The following is a 25,203-nucleotide window of genomic DNA, read 5'->3' as shown; positions in this document are numbered from 1 at the left end:
TTCTAATCTCGCTAACTTACAAAAAAAATGCTTTTTTAAGGTTGGAATATTAATCGAATGTCGCAATTCGCCCATTTATTGTCGTGTTGACACAGTATATTTTTCTATCCGTAAATGTAAATTTGATAAACAAAATTAAGATTATGAAAACATCTATTTATCCTTGTCTTACCCTCAAAGGGAAAGTTGCTGAAGCGGCAGATTTTTACATTGCTACTTTTGGCGATGGCAAAATTACCCAAACCTCTCCTTTTGTAATTAGCATCTCATTAAGCGGCGAAAAATTCATGTTATTGAACGACGGCCCGACCTCATTACCAAATCCATCAATTTCGTTCATGGTGATTAGCGAAACAGCTGAAGAAACAGAAACGTATTGGCATAAAATGATTGAGGGAGGTAATAGTCTGATGGAATTAGGAAGCTATCCCTGGAGTCCAAAATATGGCTGGGTACAGGATAAATTTGGCGTTTCATGGCAGCTGTATACTGGAAGTAAAACAGATACACCGCAAAAATTCTGTCCTACACTGATGTTCACCGGCAAGCAGTTGGGAAAAGCTGCCGAAGCAATGCATTTTTACACAGACTTGTATCCTAACTCGGCAATAACCGGAATCATGAAATATGCTGAAGGAGAAGGTGACAATACAGATTATGTAAAACACGGACAGTTTAAAATAAAGGACTACATTACTATGGCAATGGACAGTTCCTTTGATCATGGCTTTGGTTTTAATGATGCCATATCATTTGTCGTGGAATGTGAGGATCAGGCAGAAATTGATAAATATTGGGACACGCTTACTTCGAATGGCGGCCGGGAAATTCAATGTGGATGGCTTGTAGATAAATATGGCCTGAGCTGGCAGATCATCCCAAAGGCACTTATGGAATTAGTTAAGAACCCTGAACGTGCACAACGCGTCATGGGCGCGTTAATGAAAATGAAAAAGCTGATCTTAGCCGATCTCGAAAATGCCTGATACCTTGTTTGGTATAAACAAGGATTAAACAGGGAGTATACACGCTTTATACCCGGTTAATTACCGTGTATACTCCCTTTATAAACTTTATCATAAGCTTGTATTTACCTGGTAAGCTACTAACCTGCTAGTAATAAACTAAATAAATGAGGTTATTTTTACTCATCACCAGAGTTTCCAGATTTCTTTCTTGATATTTTGGCCTGTTTTATATTTTGAAGATGCACCGCAGCATCAATAGAGTGTGATGTATGAATGTCACGGTCTTCTTCTGCTATGTCAGAGAGCTTTTGATAATATTTATGCAGTACGTCCAACTCAGATTCACTTAAATCTTCAATATCTACCATCCTGTTGCTGGCATGTCTGCTAGCTGCGATCAGCTCATTGAGTTTCAATTGTATGGCTTTTGAATCCTTATTTTGCGATTTTTGAATCAGAAAAACCATTAAAAAGGTGATAATTGTTGTTCCGGTATTGATCACCAGTTGCCAGGTGTCTGAATAGTTGAATACAGGCCCGGAAATGATCCATATAATGACGATGCAAAATGCGACACAAAATGCTACCGGACTGCCGGTCCAGGTAGTAATTTTAGTTGATGCTTTTTCAAAAAAATTATCGTTTTTGTTTTTCATGACAGATTGGTAATTAGTTGTTTCCATTATTTTACAACAATGATAGTAACAAAATGTGAAATGATTTGTTTATTCATAAAATCACCTCATATGGAAACACCAATTTACTGGATTTTTATACTTGCCTTGCCTGTAGCCTGTGTGGCCTGGACAATAACCAAAGAAGAAGTATTCAAAGAACCCCGTGAATTTTGTATTTCAAGGTCCAAAAGCTGCAGAAATATCCTGCAGAGGAAATTCTTTTATCTGTTTACCTGTGAATATTGCTTTAGTCATTATGTAACTGTGTTACTATTGATCATGACAAAATATACCCTGCTTTATCAGGACTGGAGAGGTTATATCATTGCAGGCTTTTCAATCGTCTGGATTGCAAACGTCTATATGAGTATTTACAACTTGATCCGTATAGATCTTAAAAAAGAAAAGATCATCGCTCAAAAAGAACAGGACGAATTGGATAGAAACAAGATATAATGCACTTATCGAATTCGTCCTGTATAAGAATTTATGTTTTTGCTTTTTCGTAGTTATTATCCCCGTTTCTCACTTTTTTAGTAGTTTCCAGCACAATAACGAATGGTGTTGCTCCAATAGCTTTATTCAGATGGATGAAATATTCATTGGCATGAATTTCTTCGACCTTCAAAGTTTCAGAAGGGCTCGCCAATTGGTATGATTTTGCAATAGCTGTCCCGGCGGGCAATTTTACCCTATAAGCTCCTGAAACCGGCGTATTGAAGATGATCATATTGATCTTATCCGCTCCTTTCTTTTTGGTGAAATAACCCCAATCTTGCTTTTCAAGACCAGCATAGGTACTGCTATAGATTGCTTCTCCATTTGTTTTCATCCAGTTTCCGATCTCTGAAGCTAGTTTCTTTTCCTCCGGTCTGATTGATCCATCTCCTGTAGGTCCAAAGTTCAGTACAAAGTTACCTCCTAATGATACAGATTTTGCGGTCATTTCAATCAGCTCATTACTGGTTTTTATGTGCCCTTTCCAGGCTTTGTTATATCCCCACTGATTTTCAGGAACAGTCATTACGCAGTCCCAGTCATTCCCATGTACATCCTCTATCTTATTCGGAAGTTTTCTTTCCCAACCTTGCTCATAATCGCCCATCAAATCGCCGTTACTATCAAAATGCCTGCTGCCATTCTCGTCGGCTCTGAACCTGCTTCCTATGATCAAACCCGGACGTAATGCCCTTAATTCTTTTTCCAGGCTGTCTGTAAAACCATCTTGCTTCATCCAGGCAGGATCCCATGTACCATCAAACCAAAGACCTTTTGCTTTGGGATAATTTGTTAGCAATTCAACCAACTGGTTCCTGGTGAATTTTTTAAATTCTTCATACTTATCTTTTTTCTCTTTTGATGAGAATGGATTATAGGTTTTCCAGCTTTCTATGGTAAACGGATTTGGCTTCGCATTACCTGCTTGGTATCCAGGGTGATTCCAGTCGATAATAGAAAAATATAGATAAACATCTATACCCTGTGAATCATATGCATCTACGACTTCTTTAACTACATCCTTTTTAAAAGGACTATTTTTTATAGTGTAATTAGTGTATTTACTTGGCCACATGCAAAAGCCATCGTGGTGCTTAGTCGTAAAGATCACATACTTTGCTCCCATTTGCTTTGCTTCCGCAGCCCATTGTTTAGCATCAAATTTTATTGGATCAAATTTATAGATCAGGGAATCATAGGTAGATTTTGGAATTCCATTCCAGGAGCGGATCCATTCAGCGGCTCCATTGTACTGTTTGCCATTCCATTCACCACCTGGGATCGCATATAAACCCCAGTGAATGAACTGTCCAAGTCCATAGCTTCGCCATCTCTCCATAATTGCATCATCACGCTTACCTATGCGGTGACTGCCGTATTTCAGTTCTATTTTTTCAGTTTTCTTTTGCTGTCCTAACACAGCGGTGGATTGCGCCAGGAACAATATTCCCAAGACAATCATAGTTGATCTTTTCATTTGTTTATTTGTGTGTTTAAAATGAGGGGACTCGAAAGCCCCCCTCATGATTATTGATTAGTTATAAGCTACTTTTACTGAGGAAACGGCATCATTAAATCCACCGCCAAGACAACTGTTACCTCCGGTATATACCGCAGATGCACCACCAAAATTATCATCCTTATAAATGGTTACTTTCAAACCATAAGGAATTTTAAACGATGACAGATCATTATTTACCAGTCCCAATGCAACCATTTGTGATTGCGTATAGGTACCTATTGGCAATGTTGCCGTCCAGCCACCATAACTACAATGCTGATAAAACTGTATTGAATTTGGAAACTGAGGTACATCACTTACAAAACTGAAGTTATATGTGTAGGTAACTACAGTACCGTTCTCACAAACCAATTTAATTTTCAATTCGTATGGTGTATTTCCTTTTACCTGAAGATCGCTGACCGGCAAAGCAACATTGAAACTGTCGGTAGGTGTTACCGATGACCTGAATGCATTGGCATTGTAATCTTTATTCACCCCTGTTCCCTCATTGTTTACATTGGGATCAAGGAAATAAAGCACATTTGTCACAGGACTGCTGCTGGTAAATTTACCCCTTACGTAAATGTTTCCATCATAAGGATTTGGATTACCATAGGTCTTTAAAGTGGTCGTCACAGCGCCGTAAAAAGTTGCAGATGTGCTCGCCTGAAATACCTCACAAGTATTCAGCACTGCACAATCTGCTTCTGTCAGGAATGTTGCTGAACGACCGTAGGTAGTATTACCTGCACCCATCAAAGAAGTACCTAATGTACTGGCCTGTGAAACACGCTGCTTGTTGTGCGGTAAGCCAAGTCCATGACCCAGTTCATGCAGCATACCTGCCATCAGGTTGGACGTTGTTGTTGCAAGATTGGCCACGTCAAGTCCATTATAGTCCACGGCAAAACAGTTACGCCCTACCCCATAAAAAGGGGTACTGCCACCATCTGTTCTTAAAGGCATGATGATCAGACTGTGTTGGCTGCTGAATTCTGAAGCATGTGTCGCTTTATAAGCATTCACTTCTGTGAGTACTGTACTTCCACTGGTCGAATAGCCATAGTCGGCTTGCCCATACTGCCCCATGATGGTGATAATATTCACATTTCCGGTAGTGTCATTGATAGATAATCCGAAGGTTTTTGTACCATAACCATTGCGGTCCATCTCCCCTGCCACAAAGTCCTGAAAATTGAACAACAGATCGCTGATCCTGGTTTTATAATTAGCCAGTGCTGGATTATCATTTGGAATAAAATAAATCACATTCAGATTGCGGCTATTTGTCACCGGTGAACTCAGCGTACTTTTTTCACCTGGCGGCTTTCTTGACAAGGCTTCCTCCTGGTTGGCAATAGGTTTCTTACATGCTGTAAAAAACAGACCGCAGCAAATCAGATTAACTGCAAGAATAGGGATGATTGTTTTTTTCATGTTTTTTTGGTTTTTTATTAGGTTTGAGATTTGATTGATTGCATTTTTAGATTACCATCCGGGATTCTGAATTAAAGTGCCTTTACCTTTTAAAACTTCAGCTAATGGCAATGGTGCCAGATACATTCTGTTATTGAAAACAGGAGACAGTACAGTAATGGAACTATAAGCAAATTTTCCATCCAATTGCTTTAAAATGCTGGTGCCGGTTACTGTCTGGTTTTCTACTACTTCGGCTATCTTCCACCTGCGGCAATCATAATACCAGTGACCTTCCTGAAAAAGCTCTATACGGTATTCATTTTGGATCAATGACCGCAGATTATCTTTGGAAATATTCGTCGCAATTCCATATCTGTTATTAGATCCAGGCTCTATACCTGCACGTTTTCTGATCATGTTGATATAGGTTACAGCCAACTCTGTTTGGTTCATCTCATTCAAGGCTTCTGCATACCCCAGGATCATTTCTGCCAACCGGATTACTGGATATGCGCGTTGTACAGATAAACTGGCATAGGGTGATTCAGTATTGCACATTTTACGTGTATAATAACCGGTTCTGGTATAATACTGTTCTATCCTGTCGGCAGCAGGTATTGGGGAACCTGTAGGACTGGAATTTGCGGTATAATAGATATCAACTGGCTGCATTGCAGTTGTGGTCCTGTTGCAAAGCAGGGCCTGGTTGAAAATGATAGAATAGTTGAAACGAGGATCACGGTTTACATAAGGATTTTCCTTGTTATAAGGATAGGCTGAAGTTGCATCTGTAATGGCTTTACCATCCTTCATACCAAAAGCATTTACCAAATTTTCTGAAGGGTTACTAAAAGTAAGTGCCTCGGAAGTCCTGCTTCGAGGAAGCCACTGAGTTTCCAGCGCCTTTCCATTAGTGATGTTATACACGTAGATGTATTCCGTGTTTTTCCGTCCGTTGATGAACATATTGTAAAAACCAAAACCTGGCTTTGTGGTATTGTCTTCTACTAAAGCATAGTCTGTATTATCTACAACCTGCTTTAAAGCATCAGCGGCTTTTTGCCATAAAGTTTCGTCCTTCGTCACAGAGTAGGCTATCAGCGGAGCTACATTGGCAATCGTAGATGCCGGACTTCCATTAAACAAAGGACTTGCTGCAGTAAGCAATACCCTTGCTTTAAGCGCCTTACAAGCTCCTGACGTAGCCCGACCATAGTCTGCAGAGACAAGTTGGGATGCTGGCGTCAACACGGCAGCGGCATCATCCAATTCTTTCACAATGTAATCAACGCATTCTTTATAAGTATTTCTCTTGTACTCATAAGCTGGCAAATCATCTATTGCTTCATCTCCCATTAGTTGAACTCCACCATAAAGTCTGACCAAAGCAAAGTAATACCAGGCCCTTAAAAATTTTGCTTCGGCGATAGCCAGCGTTTTTCTTCCGTTGGATATAGGTGTCTTGGGGATATTTTTCAGGAAAATATTCGCATTTCTTATTTTCTTATAATAAGTAGTATAGAAAATATTCATGTAATGTGAATCCGGAGTCTGCGTTCCTCCAATAAAAGTAGCCTGTGGACTGGAACCATACCCCGCAGCTACATTGGTAGTCAGCGTCTCAAAATTATCATTCATTGTACCGAAATAAGTACTCGCATAAGGAACAATATCCATCCCTGTGAATGCATACAAATCCGACAGGAATCCAAGCGTGCTGGCACTGTCTGCAAATACTTTTTCTTCAGTAAGCGGTTCTACTTTAGGGTCCAGAAACCCTCCCTTTTTACAAGATTGAAATGCCATAATGCCACAGCATAAAACAATCAGTATATATTTATTTTTCATCTTTATATTTTTTGAAGTGATGAAGCTATTGTGATAATTAGAGTTCAATTATAGTCCCACCTGTATACCAAAATTGACTATACGTTGCTGTGGATATTCACCGGCAGATGAACTTACTGCAGATTCGGGATCTATAAATACCGGTAAAGCGGTATAAACCAAGCCCATATTGTAGCCGTTTGAATAGACACGTATGTTATTCAATCCTAATTTTTTACAGAAGGTTGAAGGCAGTTTATAACCTATCTCAAAATTTTTCCAGCGTATGTAATCGCCACTTTTATACCAGAATGAGGATAAAGCAGTATTATGCGCGGAACCCGATAAATCCGGGAATACTGCGTCTTGAGCATTTAAAGGTGTCCATCGGCCTAAGTTGTAAGGTATGGATTGCCGGTCTGGACGCTGATATCCAATGATCCCCCGCTGAATGTTGATGATATAATCAAATGACCCCTGAAATAAGGTACTGATATCAAACCCTTTATAAGAGAAGCCAAAGCTAAGACCTGCGGTATACGTTGGCTGATTGTTGCCAATATATCCCTGATCATAATTGTCTATCACCCCATCTCCGTTTAAATCTGCAAATTTCAATGAGCCCAGCTGCAATGTCGTCAAAGGTGTAGAGCCAGTAATGCGTGGTAAGGTATAAAGTTCAGAAAGGTTCTGATAAAAACCAGTACTCGTGTATTGAAACACACTGCCTACTGGACGGCCTGTTCTTTCCTGCCAAGGATATAGATAGTCCGGATCATTTCTGTACAATACCTTATTTTGTGCGTAAGTCACATTGGCATTACCAAAGAAAGAAAGATTCGAATTAATTTTATCACGGTAAGTCACATTCACCTCGTACCCTTTGTTGCTTACTATACCCAGGTTATACTGTGGTACACTGGCACCAAAACTTCCAGCCAAAGTACCGGGAGTAGTCAGGATGTCTTTTCTCTTCTTATAGAAGAAATCTGTTTCAATCTTAAGCTTCGACTGGAACATGTTGAATTCTAAACCAATATTGGCGTCATTCTGAACCTCCCATGTAATTTCCGTATTGGCCAGAGTAGGTTCTACTATACCGTTTGAACTAGTTGGACTTTCTCCAAAAACATATGACCTGCCGGAAGGATACACGTAAGCTTTAACATAAGAGTAAACACTTGAACCGATATTTTCATTACCTGTAATTCCGTATGATGCTCTTATTTTCATGAAATCTATGAAACTGATATTGTTTTTAAAGAACGGTTCCTCACTGATATTCCAGCCTATACTTGCTGCCGGAAATAATTGGTATTTTCTGCTGGATTCAAATTTATCTGAGCCATTATAACCTGCACTTACATCAAAAAGATATTTATTTTTATACGAATAGTTCAGTTTACTGGCAATACCGCGGATATTAGAAGGTATAGTCGCGTTTGAAGAACTTGTGGTCTGATTTAAAAGAGCCAAAGCCGTTATATTATGATCACCAAAAGTCCGCGCATAGTTCAAGCTGGCTTGCAGGTTAACCAATCTGCTGGTACCTGTAGCTCCTCCCTCCCTGATTAGATACCCCATTCTCGGAACATTAGGATTCCAGGGTTCAAAAGCTTTGGTCGTAGGATTAAATGCATAGGCAAGAATCTCCAGGTTTGTACCACTTCCACTGCGTCGCAATGTTCTGTTGAATCCATAATCACTGGCAAAAGAAACCAGCGCATTGGCGGATAAACCAGGGGTGATAAAATCCAGCTTTTGCTTTGCCTGCGTAACCAGGTTGATGTTATTGGTATAAGAACGCGTATAACCAGAATACTTCAGGTTTGCCACCGGACTAGGTTTTATACCACTGGGATTACTGCTGGTGGCCAACTGTCCATCAGGTGTATACACGGGAAAACTGAATGAGGAAAGCTCACCATTCCACAAATACTGGAAAGTAGTACCACCGTTATTCCACGCCTTGTCATAAGGTTCATTCGTGATCCCAAACCTGCCTGATAAATCCAAACGGATATGAAGATCTTTCGTTGGATCGATATCTACGTTTGATCTGAAATTGTACCTATTGTAAAAGTAATTTGTTTCATATCCCTGATCTTTTGAAAAATCTTTAAATATCCCTCCCTGATCTATGTAACCTAAAGACACAAAGTACTTAGCGATATTGGAACCACCGCTGATATCAAAATTGACGCGGGTCTGCAAGCTTACATCTTTTAATACTTCATCCCACCAGTTTACGTTTGGATAATTATAAGGATCATCATTTAACCTGTAATGTTCCAGGTTATTACCGGAAAAGAATTGAGGTGCAACAGTTGCTGGATCTACAAATGTATTGGTCAGGCGTTCCCTGTATAACGATAACGTAGTATAACCATCATTTACCCTGGGTCTTTGCGTTGGCATCTGAATACCTGTCTCACTACGCACAGATAATAAAGGTTTACCTGAATCACCTCTCCTCGTCCTCACGATTAATACTCCATTTGCTCCCCTTACACCATAGATCGCCGTAGTGGAGGCATCTTTCAGTATCGTTACGCTTTCCACTTCATTTGGATCAATCTGGTTTACCTGATCGATGGTAAACTCAATATCATCCACAATGATCAATGGATTTGAACCTCCTGCGTAAGTACTGACACCACGAATTTGGAAAGCAGCACCATCTCTTCCGGGCTGACCACTACGTTGTTGTGAGAAGAACCCCGGTAAGCGCCCAGCCAATGAGTTTTGTAAACTTGCACTTGGACTCTGCCTAATTTCAGTACCGGTAATGGAACTGGTGGCTCCTGTATTGGTTATCTTCGAGGCTTTCTGACCGAAGCCGAGTACGACCACTTCTTCCAGACCTTTCACATCATCCTCCATGGTCACGGTGATCTTTGTTTTACCTTTCAGACTAATCTCCTGGCTTAAATAACCAACCAGTTTGAATACCAGAATCTCACTGTTGCTCCTCAAGGTTATTTTAAAATTGCCTCTGTTATCTGACGTTGTACCGTTGGTATTCTGATCTTTTTCAAAAATAGATACCCCTGGTATCGGTCCTGCTTTATCAGAAACAGTACCGGTTATTGTTCGGCTGGACTGCCCCATTGCATATGAGCATGCAATAAGGGTCAAGACCACCATGTATATAATTTTTTTCATATTTAATTTCTTAAATCGTTACCAATTAGGATTTTGGGTCATTGACGGATTAGATACTACCTCGTTAAATGGAATTGGAAACAGGTACATCTTTGAAATATCAAATTTTACTGGTACTACAGGTACCGTGGTGTAAGTAACTGTTGTTCCTGATAATGTGCCTTTAACCCCATTTAATGTTCCATTGAGTACCGTACCGGCAATTTCCCACCTTCTGATATCCCAAAAACGCTGTTCTTCAAAAGCCATTTCAACCCTTCTTTCATTTCGGATTCGCTCCTTCATGGCCGCTGGGGTGAGTCCTGCCGGCAATGCTGGCATATTTACCCTGGCCCTGATGTCATTGATCGCTTTGTAGACTGATGCATCTGCCCCAACCGCTTCGTTCTGTGCTTCGGCATAATTCAGCAAAACTTCCGCGTATCTAATGATCGGAAACACATGATTAGTATTGGCAAAACTTGTAGCACTTGCATTGCTGGTCATAAATTTGCGCATATAATAACCCGTACGCGTCTCACCGTTGTTGGTATTGCCAAAGCCTAAAGGACGATCCAAACCTCCGTCGTAGGTTTGCACCTTACGGGTAAGCCAATAAAGTCCGTCAAACATAACTGTGCCTACCAAACGTGGATCTCTGTTATAATATGGTGTATTGCTGTTGTAATCAGTACCCGACTCTGATATTGTCTTTCCACTGTACATTTCGAAAGCATTGACCAGTTCCTGCGTAGGATTGGTTTTCCCGGAACCGCTTCTGGCATAACCTATAGGATCATTGGCACTTTCCACAGTCTGGTTGGTGGTACTCATATAAGGCAGAATGATCTCGTTGTTATTCGCAGTAGAAAAAATACTAAGGAATTTATTAACTGAAGTTACATAAGTACTCAGATTAGCTGAAGTTGTGATCCCTGCCAATGTAGTTGTGCTGTAATGGGCTGTTGTAGCTGCGTCATTTAGCTTATAAGTAAATTTATTGGCCGCTACACTGTCTATGATATCTTTCGCAGCCTTTGCTGCTGCAGCCCATTTTGACAGGTCATTATTCGGATTGTTTAAAGGGCTTGCTGCGTATAACAATACCTTTGCTTTTAAAGCCATTGCAGCTCCTCTGCTAAAACGACCATAAAAGGTAGCCGAAAATGTTCCGGTGGCATTTGGTGCCAATAAAAGTGGCATCACGGCATCCAGCTCCGAAGTAATATAAGTAACACATTCCTGGTAAGAGTTTCTTGGCACCTGAATTTTTTCATTCACAGCAAATACCTTATCACCAATTAAAGGCACTCCGCTCCATCTTTTAAGCAGTTCAAAGTAAAACATAGCACGTAAGGCTCTTGCTTCTGCTTTCCAACGCTCTTTATATCCTTTTAGACTGGCTTTCAGATTTACCCTGTCTACCTTGCTCAAGAAAATATTTACTTTTCTGATATTGCTGTAATTGGCATCCCATGCATTCTCAGGGAGTATTGTAGAATTGATGGCTCCTGTTGAGAAATACTGAACATTGTCCAGAATGTTATTTGGCACAGCATCATCAGACCCTGCATCAAGGATGTTATTTCCAATACGGTTGAAACCTTTTGGAAGACCTGAGTAAATGTTGTTTAGGTATTGGTCAGAATAAGTTCCCAGGGAATCTGCAGGATTAAAGATTCTGTCCTCATCAATAAACTCAAGGGGTCCATCTTCTATCATCTTTTTACAACCTGTTGCCGTAAACATCAGTGCTGCAACAATTAAAATATAATATCTTTTCATCATCTTATTTTGATTAAAGTCTTAAGGAAATACCACCGTTAATGATGCGTTGATTCGAAAAACCAGATAGCTGAGATTCGGGATCGAAATAATCGAGATCAGTAACAGTAAACAGGTTGTAGGCATTAACAAAGAGTCTTAATTTGTTAATTTTTGCTTTACCGAGCAGTTTAGCAGGGAAACTATATCCCAGTTCTAAATTCTTCAGTCTCAAATAATCTGCGTCCTTAATCCAAAAAGTAGAAGTTTGAGTATTGTTGGTATTTCCTCCCAAAGTCAGCCTGGGAAGAGTGGCATCAACATTATTTTCAGTAGTCCAGCGATTTTCCGTGCTATAGTCGAGCACATATCCTGTACCATTTGAAAAAGCGGACATAGATGATGGACTAAGGGTAACCTGTCTGTTTACGATACCTTGCAATAAACCCGTCAGATCGAAATTCTTATAGTTGAAACCGAAGTTAAAGCCAAAGTAAATACGTGGTTTGGTACTATTGATGAGTTTTTGATCAAGGAAATTAATAACACCGTCATTATTCAGATCTTTGTATTTAAGGTCGCCAGGCTGTGGATTATACCCCAGGATGCTTGGAGTATTACCCGAGTTTTCTCCTTGTTTATAAAAACCAATGGCTTCATAACCCCTGGTCTGTGTAACCGGAGATCCCTTCTTATACAACCAGCTATATGGTAAAGTAGGTTCATCATTGTCTATGATCTTAGATTGTTCTATAGATACATTGGCACCAAGTTCATAGCCAAACTTGGCTCCATTAGCTTTATCTGCATAATTTAAAGTAGCTTCAAAACCAGAAAAGCTTTGTTTTCCAATATTTTCATTAGGATAAGTCTGTCCAAATATTGCGGAGCTATAGCCACCCCCTTTTTCCTGCAATAAATCGTAATATCTGTTGCTGTAGTAAGTGAATGAACTATTTAATTTATTATTGAAGAATCCAGCTTCAAGACCAACATCGTATTTCCATGCTTTCTCCCAGGTCTGACCAAGAGCGGCCACACTATTTTCAGATATGCCGCTTACGCTGCCTAAACCTGTACCAAAAACATAACCAGTACTACCTATAGTATAAGTTTGTAAATAGTTATAATATCCGGGAGCTCCCCAGGCAGTCTGACCTAATGTCCCGCGTAGTTTAAGAAAACTAATCGCTCCGGATTTAAACCAATCTTCGGAACTGACTACCCAGCCAAGTCCGAATGAAGGTAAAAAACCCCAACGGTTGCCAGGCGCGTACCTATTGAAAGCACTAAAATTGCCTACCGCTTCGGCAAGGTATTTTCCTTTATAATTATACCTTGCTGTCAGCCCCGCATTTTGGTAAATCCGGTTTAACTGTGTATAAGATTCTAATATATTATCATTATTGTAGCTCGCCAGCAAGCTGATACTATGGTCATCAAATTCTTTATCATAGCCCAGCAGGAAGTTCGTGTAAGTCTGTTTGAACTGCCCGTCAATTGAATAAGATCCATTCGTAGCATCCAATACTCCATCATTACCTACTTTTGTAAAGGTGGTACCCGAACCGGTAGTGGTTGGATAGAAAACCGCAAACGTTTTCACACGAGAAGTTGTCTGCGCATAATAGTTATTAATTGAAAGCGTTCCCTGTGTCCACAACCCTTCTGTAATGTCATCAAGCTTATACAATAATGTAGCATCAACATTTACTGTCCTATTACTGCTAGTAATGTATCCTCTGTTTACCGTAGAACCAAGTATGTTGTTTGAGATAGTCGCTGAACCACCATAGGTACCATCTTCATTCTTTGGCGCATAAGCCAACGGTGAAGTCGAATAAATACTGTTCATTATATTAGAAGAACCAGCTCCAGGTTGATTATTGGATTCTACTGATCCAAATACATTTAAGGATAAACTAATATCCTCGTTAAAATTCATCTGCGCATTTGCACGTACATTATATCTTTTATAAAAATTATTGGTGTTATAGGTATTATCTGCGTCTGTGAGGAAGTTCCCCTTAGAACTAAAGTTTTCAATACTTGCATAATATCTATAACTTTTACTATTGCCCATCACATCGATATTGTAACGTTGCTGGCTACTTTGCTTTTTGTAAACCAGGTCATACCAGTTGGTGCTAGGCTGCAGAAATTTGTTATTAGTCCCATTTTGATAAGCCGCAATAGTCGAAGCATCATAAAATGGTATTGCATTTGGACTGGTATTTTTCTGGGCCTCATTATAAAGCTTCGCATAATTATCACCAGTGATAAAATTTGGCGTATTTAAGTGCTGCAAATTCCCATATTGCGCGGTGAAATTCAATTCAAACGGCTTATTTTCAGCCCTGTCTTTGGTTGTGATGTAAACAACGCCATTTGATGATCTTAATCCGAACATTGCTGTTGACAAAGCATCCTTCATTACCGTAATGCTTTTGATGTCATTTGGATTAAAACTTGTGAAAGATCTGATGACACCGTCAATTACAATTAAAGGCGTTTTTCCTCTCAGGCCGAAACTAGCCGCATCATTACCTGGCGCAGCTGAGGATTGTAGTGTATACAAACCAGGTAACCTTCCTGCCATGACATTGGTAATATCTGCAACGGGTGTAGTACTTATACTCTCTGAATATATGGTTGAGGTACCTCCCAGATTTGCCTCACGGGAGATTACTCCATTCCAAACGTTAACGCCTCTTTTTATATAAGGAAGTTTGCCATCCATTTTATCTGCCGATAAACTGTCAGCTGTAGTCGGGAACTTTTGCTGGGCAATACTGTATACAGGCACTATAGCGCAAACGAAACTGTATGTTAATCCCCGCTTCAGTAGCTGCGTAAATGCACTAGCTTTAGTTGATGTATTATTTTTAATCATTTTTTTTCTTTTAGCTGTAATACACTAATAATTATCGAAGTTGTCCACGCACCAGTCCATCAGTTTTTTGACTAGACGTTACCTGCATGTAAACGGATTCGTTTTGTAGTTTTTGTATGATCACATCATCCAGATTGAGAATACCATTTATTTCACGCTGAGCATTGAATGAACCATTTTTCAAATCGAGCAATAGTGTGCCATTTTCGGTAGGACTTCCAGTATATAATTTTGCTGAAATGGCATTATCACCATTTTCAAAAGGTTTATCAAAATAGACGTTGTAAGACAATTGCTTATTATCCATCAGGTAAAGAATGGCTACAGCATGATCCGTTCCGCCTGATATGGCCGGAATTACATTAGTAGTGGTTAAGTCGATTTTCCACTCTTTTTTTATAAAAATGTCTGATTTAAATACATCCTTCTTGCATGAAATTAAAGAAAGCATGATCACGACAACAAGTATGTTTTTTATACTCATGTTAGTACTTTTCATTTTATTGGTTTGATTAATTGTTAGGTTTGTTTGTACGAGAGGTGATGGTTAGTTTTTCTTCATATAGTCTGGTTTAGGTTAACAAATCTGTTGTTCGCTTCAAAGTGATTTTACATCCTATTTAAATTTGAATGAGGAATAAATATGCAAACGTTTTCATTCGTCATACAATAATCACTATCATATATTTGGCTTAACCAAAACTCAGATATTATTCAGCCAAAAAAGATGAAAATCTTAAAATAAGAGATAGACAGGATTAAATTCTTCATGAAAATGTTACATTTATTCGAAGATTATGAAACGCTCTTTTAACTTGTAATAAATTATTCAACAGGTGAAAAAAGAACTGATTGTATTCTACTTTCTAATGGTCTTGTTATTACCAAACAAGGGCTTTGCGCAACAAGATATTTCCTTTAATAATCTGACTCTGGAACAAGGACTTTCGCAAAATTCTGTTGTCAGTATTGGACAGGACAGCCATCAATTTATGTGGTTTGGGACCAGGCATGGGCTTAACAGGTACGATGGTTCCCAATTTAAAATTTATACAAGTGATCCTAAAAATATCAACAGTATCTCCAATAATATTATAGAATCCATATTTACCGACTCCAAAGGTATCCTGTGGCTGGGAACCCCCAGCGGACTGAATAAATACGATAGCAAAAACGATAATTTTATCCGAATTACAACTAAGGACAATGGGCTTAGCAATGACATCGTCAATTGTATTTATGAAGACCAGGACAAAAATCTATGGGTTGGGACAGACAATGGTCTCAACCTCATGACCAACAGGGAAAGGAATATATTTAAAAAATTCTATTTTAAAGATGGAGGGAATAAGCCTGGACTGAATTCCATTTACAGTATATTAAGAGATAAAAATGGAACCATTTGGATTGGATCAAGCAGTGGTCTGATCAAAATGAACATTACAAAAGAAGGCAAAACACATGCAGAGGTATTCAGAAAAACAAAAAAAACTGGCAGCATCAGCTCTAATTATATTGCAGATATAGCAAAAGATCATAATGACAATCTATGGATAGCGACAGATAAAGGGATAAACCTTTATAATCCTATGAAAAGGTCTTTTTTAAATTATTCACATCAACAAGGTGTAGCAAATTCACTTATACACGACGATGTCAGGGAAATTATCGTCCACAAAAATGGGAGTCTTTGGATCGGCACTCAGGAAGGCCTCAGTATTCTGGACCCTAAAAGCAAAGTTTTTAGCAATTACAGACATAACCCTGATATCAATACCAGTTTAAGTCAAAACTCCATCCACAGTATGTTTCAGGATCTGAATGGAACAATGTGGATAGGGAGCTTTTACGGTGGTGTTGACTTGGTATACCCCTACCCTCATGCGTTCCATAATTACAGAGCAAGTGGCTTTGTATCTAGTATAAATAGCAATATAGTAAGAGCTATTGTTGAGGATAAGCATAAAAACCTCTGGATAGGAACCGAAGGAGGAGGACTAAATTACTTCGACAGGACAAATCACAAATATTCATACTACAGGATGATCCCCGGAAATCCAAATGCTATGCCTTCAAATCTTGTAAAAAGTCTATTCCATGACAAGAATGGAAAAATTTTCATAGGCATGCACGAAGGTTTTATTAGTGTGTTTAATCCTGAAAAAGAGCACTTTGAACACATCATCAATACCTCTGATAGACTTGGAAATAAAGGGAGTGCTGATATTATGACGATATTGGAAGACAGCCGGGGAACTTTCTGGGTGGGTTCACGTGATGGTTTAAATAACATCATCAGAATTCCTGGAGGGTTCGCAAAAAAAACAGTCAAAAGTGATCTGGAGAAACAATTAAATAGTAATTACATACAAACTATAATTGAAGATTCATCACAAAACATCTGGATCGGTACTGTAAAAGGGCTGCATCTATATAATCCTGCTACTCGTAAAATGAGCATTTTCCTCAAAAAAGAAGGAGATAAAGATAGTCTGCAATCTGATTATATCAACTGCATCATTCAGACCTCAAAAGACCAGTTCTGCATAGGAACCTATTTTGGTGGAATCTCGGTATTTGATATTGCACATAAAAAGTTTAAAACATATACTGAAACCGACGGACTGTCGAACAATAATGTCCTTGGTATGATTAAGGATAATAATGGAAATTTGTGGATCAGTACTGATAATGGTTTATCTAAAATGAACCTGAAGACCGGTAGGTTTAACACTTACACGAAAAGTGACGGACTGGCAGGTAATGACTTTAATATGAGGTCTTTTCTTAAAACGTCTAAAGGTGAATTTTTCTTTGGCGGCTACAATGGCTTAACTTCCTTCTTCCCGGATCAGATCGACGTAAACAATATTGTGAGCCCAATTACTTTCACGGGTCTGAAACTCTTTAATGAGTTTGTACAAGTAAACAATGCAAATAAAATGATGAAAGAAAACATCATTTATAGTCCAAAACTCAAATTCAATTATGACCATAATAACTTTACGATTGGTTATGCTTTACTAAACTACATTAAGCCTGATAAAAATAAATATTATTATAAGTTGGACGGTTATGATAAAGATTGGATAAGTACCAGCTTACCTTACGCAACTTACACCAATCTTCCATCTGGAAATTACATTTTCACAGTAAAAGGTATCAACAACGATGGAACACCTGGTGGTAATCCAGCTACAATAGGTATCAACATGCTTCCTCCTTTCTGGGCTAGCTGGTGGGCATATCTATTTTATTTTTTCCTTTTTTCGAGTATCTCATTTGTAACACTGCGGTACTTCTTTGTAAAAGCCATGTTGAAGAAATCCGAAAATCTTCAAAAAATGAAGCTGAATTTCTTCACCTACGTGGCGCACGAAATACGAACTCCGCTAACTTTAATCCTGGGACCAATAGAGCATCTTTTAATTACCTCCAGAAACTACCCTGAAATTAATAATCAGGTGATCCCGCTTAAGAATAATGCAGACCGGCTAATGAGACTGGTAACAGAACTTATGGACTTCAGAAAAGCGGAAACTGGTCATCTTAAACTTCACGTCAGCATGGGCGACTTAGTGGGTTTCTGCCATGAAATTTTTATAGCCTTTAAAGACATGGCTGTCAGCAGGAACATAGAATACAGTTTTACAACAGATCAGGAATCTACGGAACTTTATTTCGACAAAGGCCAGTTGGAAAAAGTACTCTTCAACTTGATTGCAAATGCTTTTAAATTTAGTAATAAAGATGGGAAAGTAGAACTATCAATACATCAGACTAACCAGGAAGTGGAAATCAAAATTACCGACAATGGCCAGGGTATTCCTTACGACAGTCAAAACAAATTATTCAGCGACTATTTTCAGGTAGACGAACAAGAATCAAATCACATCGGATCAGGTATTGGCCTTGCTCTTTCAAAAGGAATAATTGAAGCCCATCATGGTAAAATTGAAATTGTAAGTACACCTGCCACTTTAGAACAAAATGGTTATACCTGTTTTACCATTAAGTTGAAAAAGGGAAAAGCTCATTTTAAAAAAGAAGAACTTCTGGAAGTTAAAGAAATTCCATCACAGCATAAAGTTTACTTGCAGCAGGATGCCCCTCCTATTTTTGTAAACAAGGATAAAGACGTTGTAAAAAGTAACGAAATGATTCTGATCATTGAAGACAATATTGAAATCACACAACTCCTCGTTGATGCTATAGGTTCTTATTATCAAATAGAAACGTGCCTGAATGGTCTTAGTGGCCTGAAAATCGCCGTCGAGCTTTTACCTGATCTCATCATTTGCGATGTAATGATGCCGTTAATGGACGGATTAGAGCTATGTCAAAAACTCAAAACAGATGAGCGGACAAGTCACATTCCAATTATACTGCTTACTGCACGTTCTTCCTATGACCATCAGCTGGCTGGATACGAAACAGGAGCCGATGCCTATGTAACAAAGCCGTTTAGTATGGCACTGCTAAATCTAAACATTAAAAATCTTTTGGCAGCAAGGGATACGATGAGAAAGAAATTCTCCCAGGAAATTAATCTGCAGCCCCAAAACGTTACTATTAACTCGACAGATCATGCATTCATTGATAGGATAATCAAGTATATCGAGACACACATGGCCGACGAAAATTTTGGGGTTTTTGATCTTGCAAAAGAAATGGGAATGAGTTTGCCAATTTTATACAAAAAAATAAGAGCTATGACAGACCTGTCTGTAAACGATTTTGTAAAATCAATAAGGTTGAAAAGAGCATCACAGCTATTAAAGCAAAATGTATATACGATATCTGAAATCTCCTATATGGTAGGCTTTAATGATCCAAAATATTTTAGCAGGGAATTTAAACGGGCATACGGTGAAACTCCAAAGACATTTAGCAAAAGCTTAAATTAAGTTAATGATGCTTTTAGCCATAGCTTTGTAAAATACTTTTCAAATTATAGTTCATATGAGAATTAGTATATACTTTTGACTAAAATAACCATTTAGTCAAAAATTATGAAAGCTATCTTATCGCTCATCTGTGTTGTAATACTGCTTAGTGCTTGTAATAACACCACAAAAATGAAACTTAGAGCACCTGAACCTGAAATCGCAGATGTGAATACGGTAAAGGCTGTTGATTCTTTAAAAACAGATACAGTAGCCGTTGATGCAAAAAACTAGCCCATCAACTCCTTCATCAGTTTATTAAAAGCCTCTTTCAATTCTAACAATTCTTGTTCTACATGGGCAAGGCGGATCTCAATGTCGGTTGCGGGTTTACTGTAATTGTCCTCATTAGTTTCATCCTGCGTAAGATCCGGCATTCCACCAAGCAAGTGCGTATACCTCATTTCCTTTTGTCCTGCTCTTCTTGCAAGCTGGAGAACATATGGCAACTCAGGTTCAGAAAGTCTTTCTAATGTAGACTGTACTTCTTCTAAAGACTCAAATTCGTATAACCTTCCTGCATTTGTATTTAATTCACCGGGAGTCTGAGGCCCTCTCAACATCAGCAAGCAAACAATAGCAACCTCCTGAGGTGTTACCGGAAAAACAATTGCAAAATTATGTTTATACTTAATACTGCGACTTGAGCCTCCCGTTGCGGTAGATATCAGGCTTTTTCTTTTAAGTGAATCCAAAGTTAGTGTGACGGTCTGCTCATCATACTGTACTACAGGTTTCCTTGAGGTTTTCTGATTACATGCCGCCGTGATTGCATTGATAGTCATTGGGTAATACTCCGGAGTAGTTCTGGCTTTTTCCATAAGTACTCCGAGAACACGCAGTTCTTCAGCATTTAATACAGGTAGCGTTTGAAGTGTGTCCATTAAAAGATATTAAGAATTGGAAAGGATCTGATTAATACTGTTGAGTTCCTCTTCAGTAAAATTCGTGTTATGCAGACATTTTAATGAATCTGCGAGTTGCTCTGGTTTACTAGCCCCTACCAGTACTGAAGTAATCCTGTCATCTTTCAATATCCAGGATAAAGCCATATGAGCCAATTTTTGCCCCCTGCTTTCTGCGATTTTGTTAAGCTGTAAAAGTTGTTGAATTCTGGATTCGGTAATCTGATCCTTTTGTAGAAATCCATGTGATTTTGCTGCTCTTGAATCCTCAGGAATTCCTTTTAAATATTTATCAGTCAACATACCCTGTGCCAAAGGAGAAAAAGGGATACATCCAACACCTTCACTACCGAGAAGGTCTAACAAACCATCTTCTATCCAGCGTTCATACATAGAATATTTAGGCTGATGAATCAGACACGGTGTCCCTAATCCTTTAAGAAGTTCAATTGCTTTTTTTGCTTCCTCAGGCTTATAGTTCGAAATTCCTACATACAAAGCTTTACCTTGCCTTACAATAAGATCAAGCGCAGCCATCGTTTCTTCTAGCGGAGTTTCTGGATCAGGGCGGTGGTGATAAAAAATATCTACATAGTCCAGCTCCATTCTTTTCAAACTTTGATCAAGACTTGATATCAGATATTTTTTTGAACCCCAGTCGCCATATGGTCCATCCCACATGGTATATCCTGCTTTTGTTGAAATGATCATTTCGTCCCTGAAATCCTTAAAGTCTCTTTTTAAGATTTTACCGAAATTTTCTTCTGCTGACCCCGGAGGCGGGCCATAATTATTAGCAAGATCGAAATGGGTAATCCCACTGTCAAAAGCCAGTTTTAAGATACTGGCCGAATTCTCCAGTTGATCGACATGCCCAAAGTTATGCCAGAGGCCGAGGGAAATTGCAGGAAGTTTGAGACCACTGTTACCACAGCGGCGGTATTTCATTTTAGTATATCTTTCTGGATCAGGTAGGTATGGCATATGAATTGGAAATATTCAGTAGCAGTAAAACTGCTACTGATATTTAAAAAGTACTGATACTTATTTAGCGTTTTTTTTGTCTGTTACTTCAGTACGGATCTCCTGAGCAAGAACTTTTAAATCTTGCATAGCTTTACGTACTCTTGTTCCAGCAGCGTTGTTGCCTGCATTGTAAAATTTCTCAGCATCAGCCTCCACAGAAGCTAACAATTCTTTAACTTTTGAAAATTTTTCCATAATTTTTTAATTTGTTTTTTACTTGTATGGAAGCTGCTGACGCGGTTTCCATAATTTTTAATTTTTGTTAATACCATGAACCCGCTTTAACGACCTTCATGTTGTGATTTTTAATTTATAAGCCAAATATATATTATTTTAGAAATAAATGGGTATAACTTCATTCCTATTGCATTTTTTATAACTAATGTTGTTTTTCGCACAAACCTTTTGCTATGTCTGTTGGTTACTTTTAGAATACGATTCACAAATATTCCAGCCTATGCCCAAACTTATATATGTTGTTGAAGATGATCAAGATATCAGTTTTATTGTAGAGTATATATTGATAGAAGAAGGCTATCAGGTAAAAACATTCAATACAACCAGCGCTTTTAATGCTCAAATGGAATTAGATTGGCCTGATTTGATACTTTTGGATGTAATGCTACCTGATGGAAATGGAATTGAAATATGTCATTCTTTAAAAACTGCTGCCGCTACTACCCATATCCCAATCATTATCATGTCGGCCCATGCAACTGAAACAACTATACTGAGAGAAGCTTGTGCAGATGATTTCATCAATAAACCGTTTGATCTGGATCACCTGGTACAAATTATAAAAAATACGTTGGGTAAGATAGCGTCATCGAATGACACCCGTCAATAATACTTCTACCCATACAAAACACTCAAAAAAACAATTCATACGAAGTCCGGCAGAATAAAGACTTGATATTTCTTTGAAATAAAGAAAAAGCTACCGAAATTAGCCGCTAATGAAATACTTTAAAAGTACATATAAAGCAAGAATTGTGACCTACAATAAGGGTCAGTTGCAATTGTACGCCCTATTTAAAAGGTTTTTCAGAGAAAACTATCCTTTTGGATTTACATTCCAGACTACCAGTAAGGACTTTATCAATTAAGCCCCGGATCATTTCGATTTTTCTTCGATTCAGGGGCCATTGATCTCCTGATCATTTCACTGTATTTATCACTTTGTATTTAAAACTATGGCCTCAACTTATTGATGCTATAGTTTAATGCATATTCAATTATAACATTTATGGAAACAAAATCATTATCACTATCAAAAAGCGACTTTAAGTTATTGAAAGAGCATTTAGAGAAATCTAATATGAGCGCATACAACAAAGAAAAACTAAGGATTGAGCTAAAGGAAGCTACTATTTACGCTGAGGAAGATCTCCCTGCTGATGTGGTTTGCCTCAAATCTGAAGCAAAAATAGCAAACACTAAAACCGGACAGGAATTTATATTTACTTTAGTCATGCCCGAGGAAGCCAATATCCAGGTGAAAAAAGTTTCTGTATTTGCTCCTATAGGTATCGCATTATTTGGATATCGAACCAATGATATCATTAACTGGGAAATGCCTGACGGAATTCAGGAATTCAAAATCCTGACTGTAAAAAGAAATTAACTTTATTTTCTTCCGGCCATCTTAATCATTCGCTGTGCAAGGTCCTTACCCAGATAACCATCAATAAGACCATGTACAATATATAATATAGGAGTCATTAAGATGGCCACAATGAATTTATACGTATAATTTACCAAACCTATTGCAGCAACCATCTGCCAACTCCAGTGATAAGCTGGGTTGAGATAAAAAGCAATAAAGATCACTACAAAACTATCAATGCATTGAGATACCAGGGTTGATCCGGTGGCACGCAGCCACAAAGCTTTATCGCCGGTTATCCTTTTAATGCGGTGAAAAATCAACACATCAGCGATTTGCCCCACCAAAAAAGCCACTATGGAACCAACTATGATCCACATTCCCTGACCAAAAATACCTGCAAATGCATTATTCATATTCAATGCTGAACCATTAACTTCCTGATTTACCCAAAATCCAGAAGGTGTCAGGTGCATAGCTGCTCCAACGATAATAAATGCATAACCTATAAGTGCGGCGGTCAGAATAGATAAAAACCTTACCTGTTTCACACCAAAATATTCATTAATGATATCTGTCATGATAAATATAAGTGGCCATGTCAATACCCCCGCCGACATATTAAAAGAAAGATTTGGTACCCCAAGTAAGTCTATATCAAATTGTTTTATACCGAGTGTGCCCTCTACAGTAAAAATCTTAACACCAATAAACTCGGAAAGGATTGCATTGGCAACAAAAAAACTACCTAGAATGAGCAATAACCTACTCTCTTTTGTTTTAAAACTCATAGCAGGATGAAATTATTAAATAATTCCGATATAACGAGATAAATATTATTTCTATTTTCGCTTTAACATGATATCTATACAATCCAAATTACCAGGTGTAGGCACCACTATTTTTTCCGTGATGTCTAAATTGGCTGAGACTCATAAAGCCATCAATCTTTCTCAGGGTTTCCCTGATTATAATTGCGATGAGAAATTGATCGATATGGTCAGTGATGCAATGAGAGACGGGTCCAACCAATATGCACCTATGCCTGGTTTATTATCACTAAGAGAACTGATTGCAGAAAAAGCAGAGCAGCTTTATGGAGCAAAATACCATCCGGATACGGAAGTCACAATTACAGCTGGTGGGACGCAAGCAATATTTACTGCGCTTTCTTCCTGCATTACCGCCGGAGATGAGGTGATCATCTTTGAACCGGCTTATGATTGTTATGCTCCTGCTATTAAGCTCTTGGGAGGACTGGTAAAGCCTTACGAACTACATCCACCAGACTACGAAATTGACTGGGAAATGGTCAAAAAGCTTTTTACCGCAAACACAAAAATGATCATATTAAACAGTCCGCAAAACCCTACCGGCTGCACCCTCTCTGAAAAAGACATAAAGGCTCTGATCAAGCTTACAAAAAATACAGATGTATTAATTTTAAGTGATGAGGTATACGAACATATTATATTTGATGGCAAAAAGCACCACAGCATAGCCCTGTATCCAGAATTAAGGGAAAGAAGTTTTATTGTCGCTTCATTTGGAAAGCTATTACATACTACAGGATGGAAAATGGGTTACTGCCTGGCGCCGGAAAATCTGATGAAAGAATTCAGAAAAGTACATCAGTTCAATGTCTTCAGTGTAAATACTCCCATGCAGGTTGGTATCACTAATTACCTTCGTAATCCTGATGTCTACAACGGACTATCAGATTTCTTCCAGGAAAAACGTGACCTCTTTAGGTCATTGCTAAATGAAACCAGACTAAAACTGCTACCTTGTCATGGCTCCTATTTTCAGTGCGTAAGCTATAGTCACATCAGTGATGAAAAAGATACGGATATGGCGACTAGAATGATAAAAGAATTTGGTGTAGCTAGTATCCCTGTTTCTGCCTTCTATATCCGCAGTACAGATCATAAGATATTGAGATTTTGTTTTGCCAAAAAGCAAGAAACATTGGAAAAAGCCGTTGAAAGACTAATGCAATTATAATTTACATCCTTTAAATCAGCAT

General features: G+C 38.5%; 19 protein-coding genes. 7 read left to right on the top strand and 12 right to left on the bottom strand.

Annotation, left to right across the window (positions count from 1 at the left end; translation table 11 throughout):
* Positions 1–143 precede the first annotated feature (143 nt).
* Complete coding sequence (locus R2Q78_RS01535) at positions 144–986, top strand: VOC family protein (RefSeq protein ID WP_316788236.1); 843 nt, start codon at positions 144–146, stop codon at positions 984–986.
* A gap of 158 nt (positions 987–1,144) precedes the next feature.
* Here the strand turns inward: R2Q78_RS01535 and R2Q78_RS01530 are convergent, their stop codons facing one another.
* Entirely contained in the window at positions 1,145–1,624 is a 480-nt protein-coding gene (locus R2Q78_RS01530) for a low affinity iron permease family protein (RefSeq protein WP_316788234.1), read from the bottom strand.
* A gap of 90 nt (positions 1,625–1,714) precedes the next feature.
* On the opposite strand from R2Q78_RS01530, the gene R2Q78_RS01525 reads away from it, so the two are divergent.
* Positions 1,715–2,101, top strand: a complete 387-nt coding sequence (locus R2Q78_RS01525) for a hypothetical protein (RefSeq protein WP_316788232.1) — start codon at positions 1,715–1,717, stop codon at positions 2,099–2,101.
* Between the two features lie 31 nt (positions 2,102–2,132).
* Here the strand turns inward: R2Q78_RS01525 and R2Q78_RS01520 are convergent, their stop codons facing one another.
* The 7 genes from R2Q78_RS01520 to R2Q78_RS01490 are packed head-to-tail and all read right to left on the bottom strand — an operon-like array spanning position 2,133 to position 15,193.
* Complete coding sequence (locus R2Q78_RS01520) at positions 2,133–3,620, bottom strand: alpha-L-fucosidase (RefSeq protein ID WP_316788230.1); 1,488 nt, start codon at positions 3,618–3,620, stop codon at positions 2,133–2,135.
* 57 nt (positions 3,621–3,677) lie between these two features.
* Entirely contained in the window at positions 3,678–5,084 is a 1,407-nt protein-coding gene (locus R2Q78_RS01515) for a hypothetical protein (RefSeq protein WP_316788228.1), read from the bottom strand.
* Between the two features lie 51 nt (positions 5,085–5,135).
* The gene (locus tag R2Q78_RS01510; RefSeq protein ID WP_316788226.1) at positions 5,136–6,914 is read right to left on the bottom strand and encodes a RagB/SusD family nutrient uptake outer membrane protein; all 1,779 of its coding nucleotides are present in this window, start codon (positions 6,912–6,914) and stop codon (positions 5,136–5,138) included.
* 48 nt (positions 6,915–6,962) lie between these two features.
* Complete coding sequence (locus tag R2Q78_RS01505) at positions 6,963–10,058, bottom strand: TonB-dependent receptor (RefSeq protein WP_316788224.1); 3,096 nt, start codon at positions 10,056–10,058, stop codon at positions 6,963–6,965.
* A gap of 18 nt (positions 10,059–10,076) precedes the next feature.
* A complete protein-coding gene (locus tag R2Q78_RS01500; RefSeq protein WP_316788222.1) occupies positions 10,077–11,825 on the bottom strand; it encodes a RagB/SusD family nutrient uptake outer membrane protein in 1,749 nt (582 codons plus the stop codon).
* 10 nt (positions 11,826–11,835) lie between these two features.
* Positions 11,836–14,694, bottom strand: a complete 2,859-nt coding sequence (locus tag R2Q78_RS01495; protein WP_316788220.1) for a SusC/RagA family TonB-linked outer membrane protein — start codon at positions 14,692–14,694, stop codon at positions 11,836–11,838.
* Between the two features lie 31 nt (positions 14,695–14,725).
* The gene (locus R2Q78_RS01490) at positions 14,726–15,193 is read right to left on the bottom strand and encodes a CHRD domain-containing protein (RefSeq protein ID WP_316788218.1); all 468 of its coding nucleotides are present in this window, start codon (positions 15,191–15,193) and stop codon (positions 14,726–14,728) included.
* A 337-nt stretch (positions 15,194–15,530) separates the two neighbouring features.
* Here R2Q78_RS01490 and R2Q78_RS01485 point away from each other — a divergent pair, with 337 nt between their 5' ends.
* Positions 15,531–19,601 (top strand): two-component regulator propeller domain-containing protein, encoded by a 4,071-nt coding sequence (locus R2Q78_RS01485; protein WP_316788216.1) that lies wholly within the window; start codon positions 15,531–15,533, stop codon positions 19,599–19,601.
* 269 nt (positions 19,602–19,870) lie between these two features.
* Here the strand turns inward: R2Q78_RS01485 and R2Q78_RS01480 are convergent, their stop codons facing one another.
* The 3 genes from R2Q78_RS01480 to R2Q78_RS01470 are packed head-to-tail and all read right to left on the bottom strand — an operon-like array spanning position 19,871 to position 21,766.
* A complete protein-coding gene (locus tag R2Q78_RS01480) occupies positions 19,871–20,524 on the bottom strand; it encodes a YceH family protein (protein ID WP_316788212.1) in 654 nt (217 codons plus the stop codon).
* A gap of 9 nt (positions 20,525–20,533) precedes the next feature.
* The gene (gene mgrA, locus R2Q78_RS01475) at positions 20,534–21,529 is read right to left on the bottom strand and encodes an L-glyceraldehyde 3-phosphate reductase (protein WP_316788210.1); all 996 of its coding nucleotides are present in this window, start codon (positions 21,527–21,529) and stop codon (positions 20,534–20,536) included.
* A 60-nt stretch (positions 21,530–21,589) separates the two neighbouring features.
* Positions 21,590–21,766: a histone H1 gene (locus R2Q78_RS01470; RefSeq protein ID WP_136834791.1), complete on the bottom strand. Its 177-nt coding sequence runs from the start codon at positions 21,764–21,766 to the stop codon at positions 21,590–21,592.
* Between the two features lie 262 nt (positions 21,767–22,028).
* On the opposite strand from R2Q78_RS01470, the gene R2Q78_RS01465 reads away from it, so the two are divergent.
* From R2Q78_RS01465 to R2Q78_RS01455, 3 genes are all read left to right on the top strand, one after another.
* Positions 22,029–22,418 carry a response regulator transcription factor gene (locus R2Q78_RS01465; protein ID WP_316788208.1) on the top strand — a complete coding sequence of 130 codons (390 nt, stop codon included), beginning with the start codon at positions 22,029–22,031 and terminating at the stop codon, positions 22,416–22,418.
* 109 nt (positions 22,419–22,527) lie between these two features.
* Positions 22,528–22,677 (top strand): hypothetical protein, encoded by a 150-nt coding sequence (locus R2Q78_RS01460; RefSeq protein ID WP_316788206.1) that lies wholly within the window; start codon positions 22,528–22,530, stop codon positions 22,675–22,677.
* A 140-nt stretch (positions 22,678–22,817) separates the two neighbouring features.
* Positions 22,818–23,195: a GreA/GreB family elongation factor gene (locus R2Q78_RS01455; protein ID WP_316788204.1), complete on the top strand. Its 378-nt coding sequence runs from the start codon at positions 22,818–22,820 to the stop codon at positions 23,193–23,195.
* A gap of 2 nt (positions 23,196–23,197) precedes the next feature.
* Here the strand turns inward: R2Q78_RS01455 and R2Q78_RS01450 are convergent, their stop codons facing one another.
* The gene (locus R2Q78_RS01450; RefSeq protein WP_316788202.1) at positions 23,198–23,968 is read right to left on the bottom strand and encodes a queuosine precursor transporter; all 771 of its coding nucleotides are present in this window, start codon (positions 23,966–23,968) and stop codon (positions 23,198–23,200) included.
* A gap of 67 nt (positions 23,969–24,035) precedes the next feature.
* Here R2Q78_RS01450 and R2Q78_RS01445 point away from each other — a divergent pair, with 67 nt between their 5' ends.
* A complete protein-coding gene (locus R2Q78_RS01445) occupies positions 24,036–25,181 on the top strand; it encodes a methionine aminotransferase (RefSeq protein WP_316788200.1) in 1,146 nt (381 codons plus the stop codon).
* The last annotated feature ends 22 nt before the right edge of the window (positions 25,182–25,203 follow it).

Source organism: Pedobacter frigoris (assembly GCF_032678645.1).
Taxonomy (GTDB): Bacteria; Bacteroidota; Bacteroidia; order Sphingobacteriales; family Sphingobacteriaceae; genus Pedobacter; species Pedobacter frigoris_A.
The sequence above is the reverse complement of the archived record's forward strand: the minus strand, read 5'-3'. Positions and strand labels throughout refer to the sequence as shown.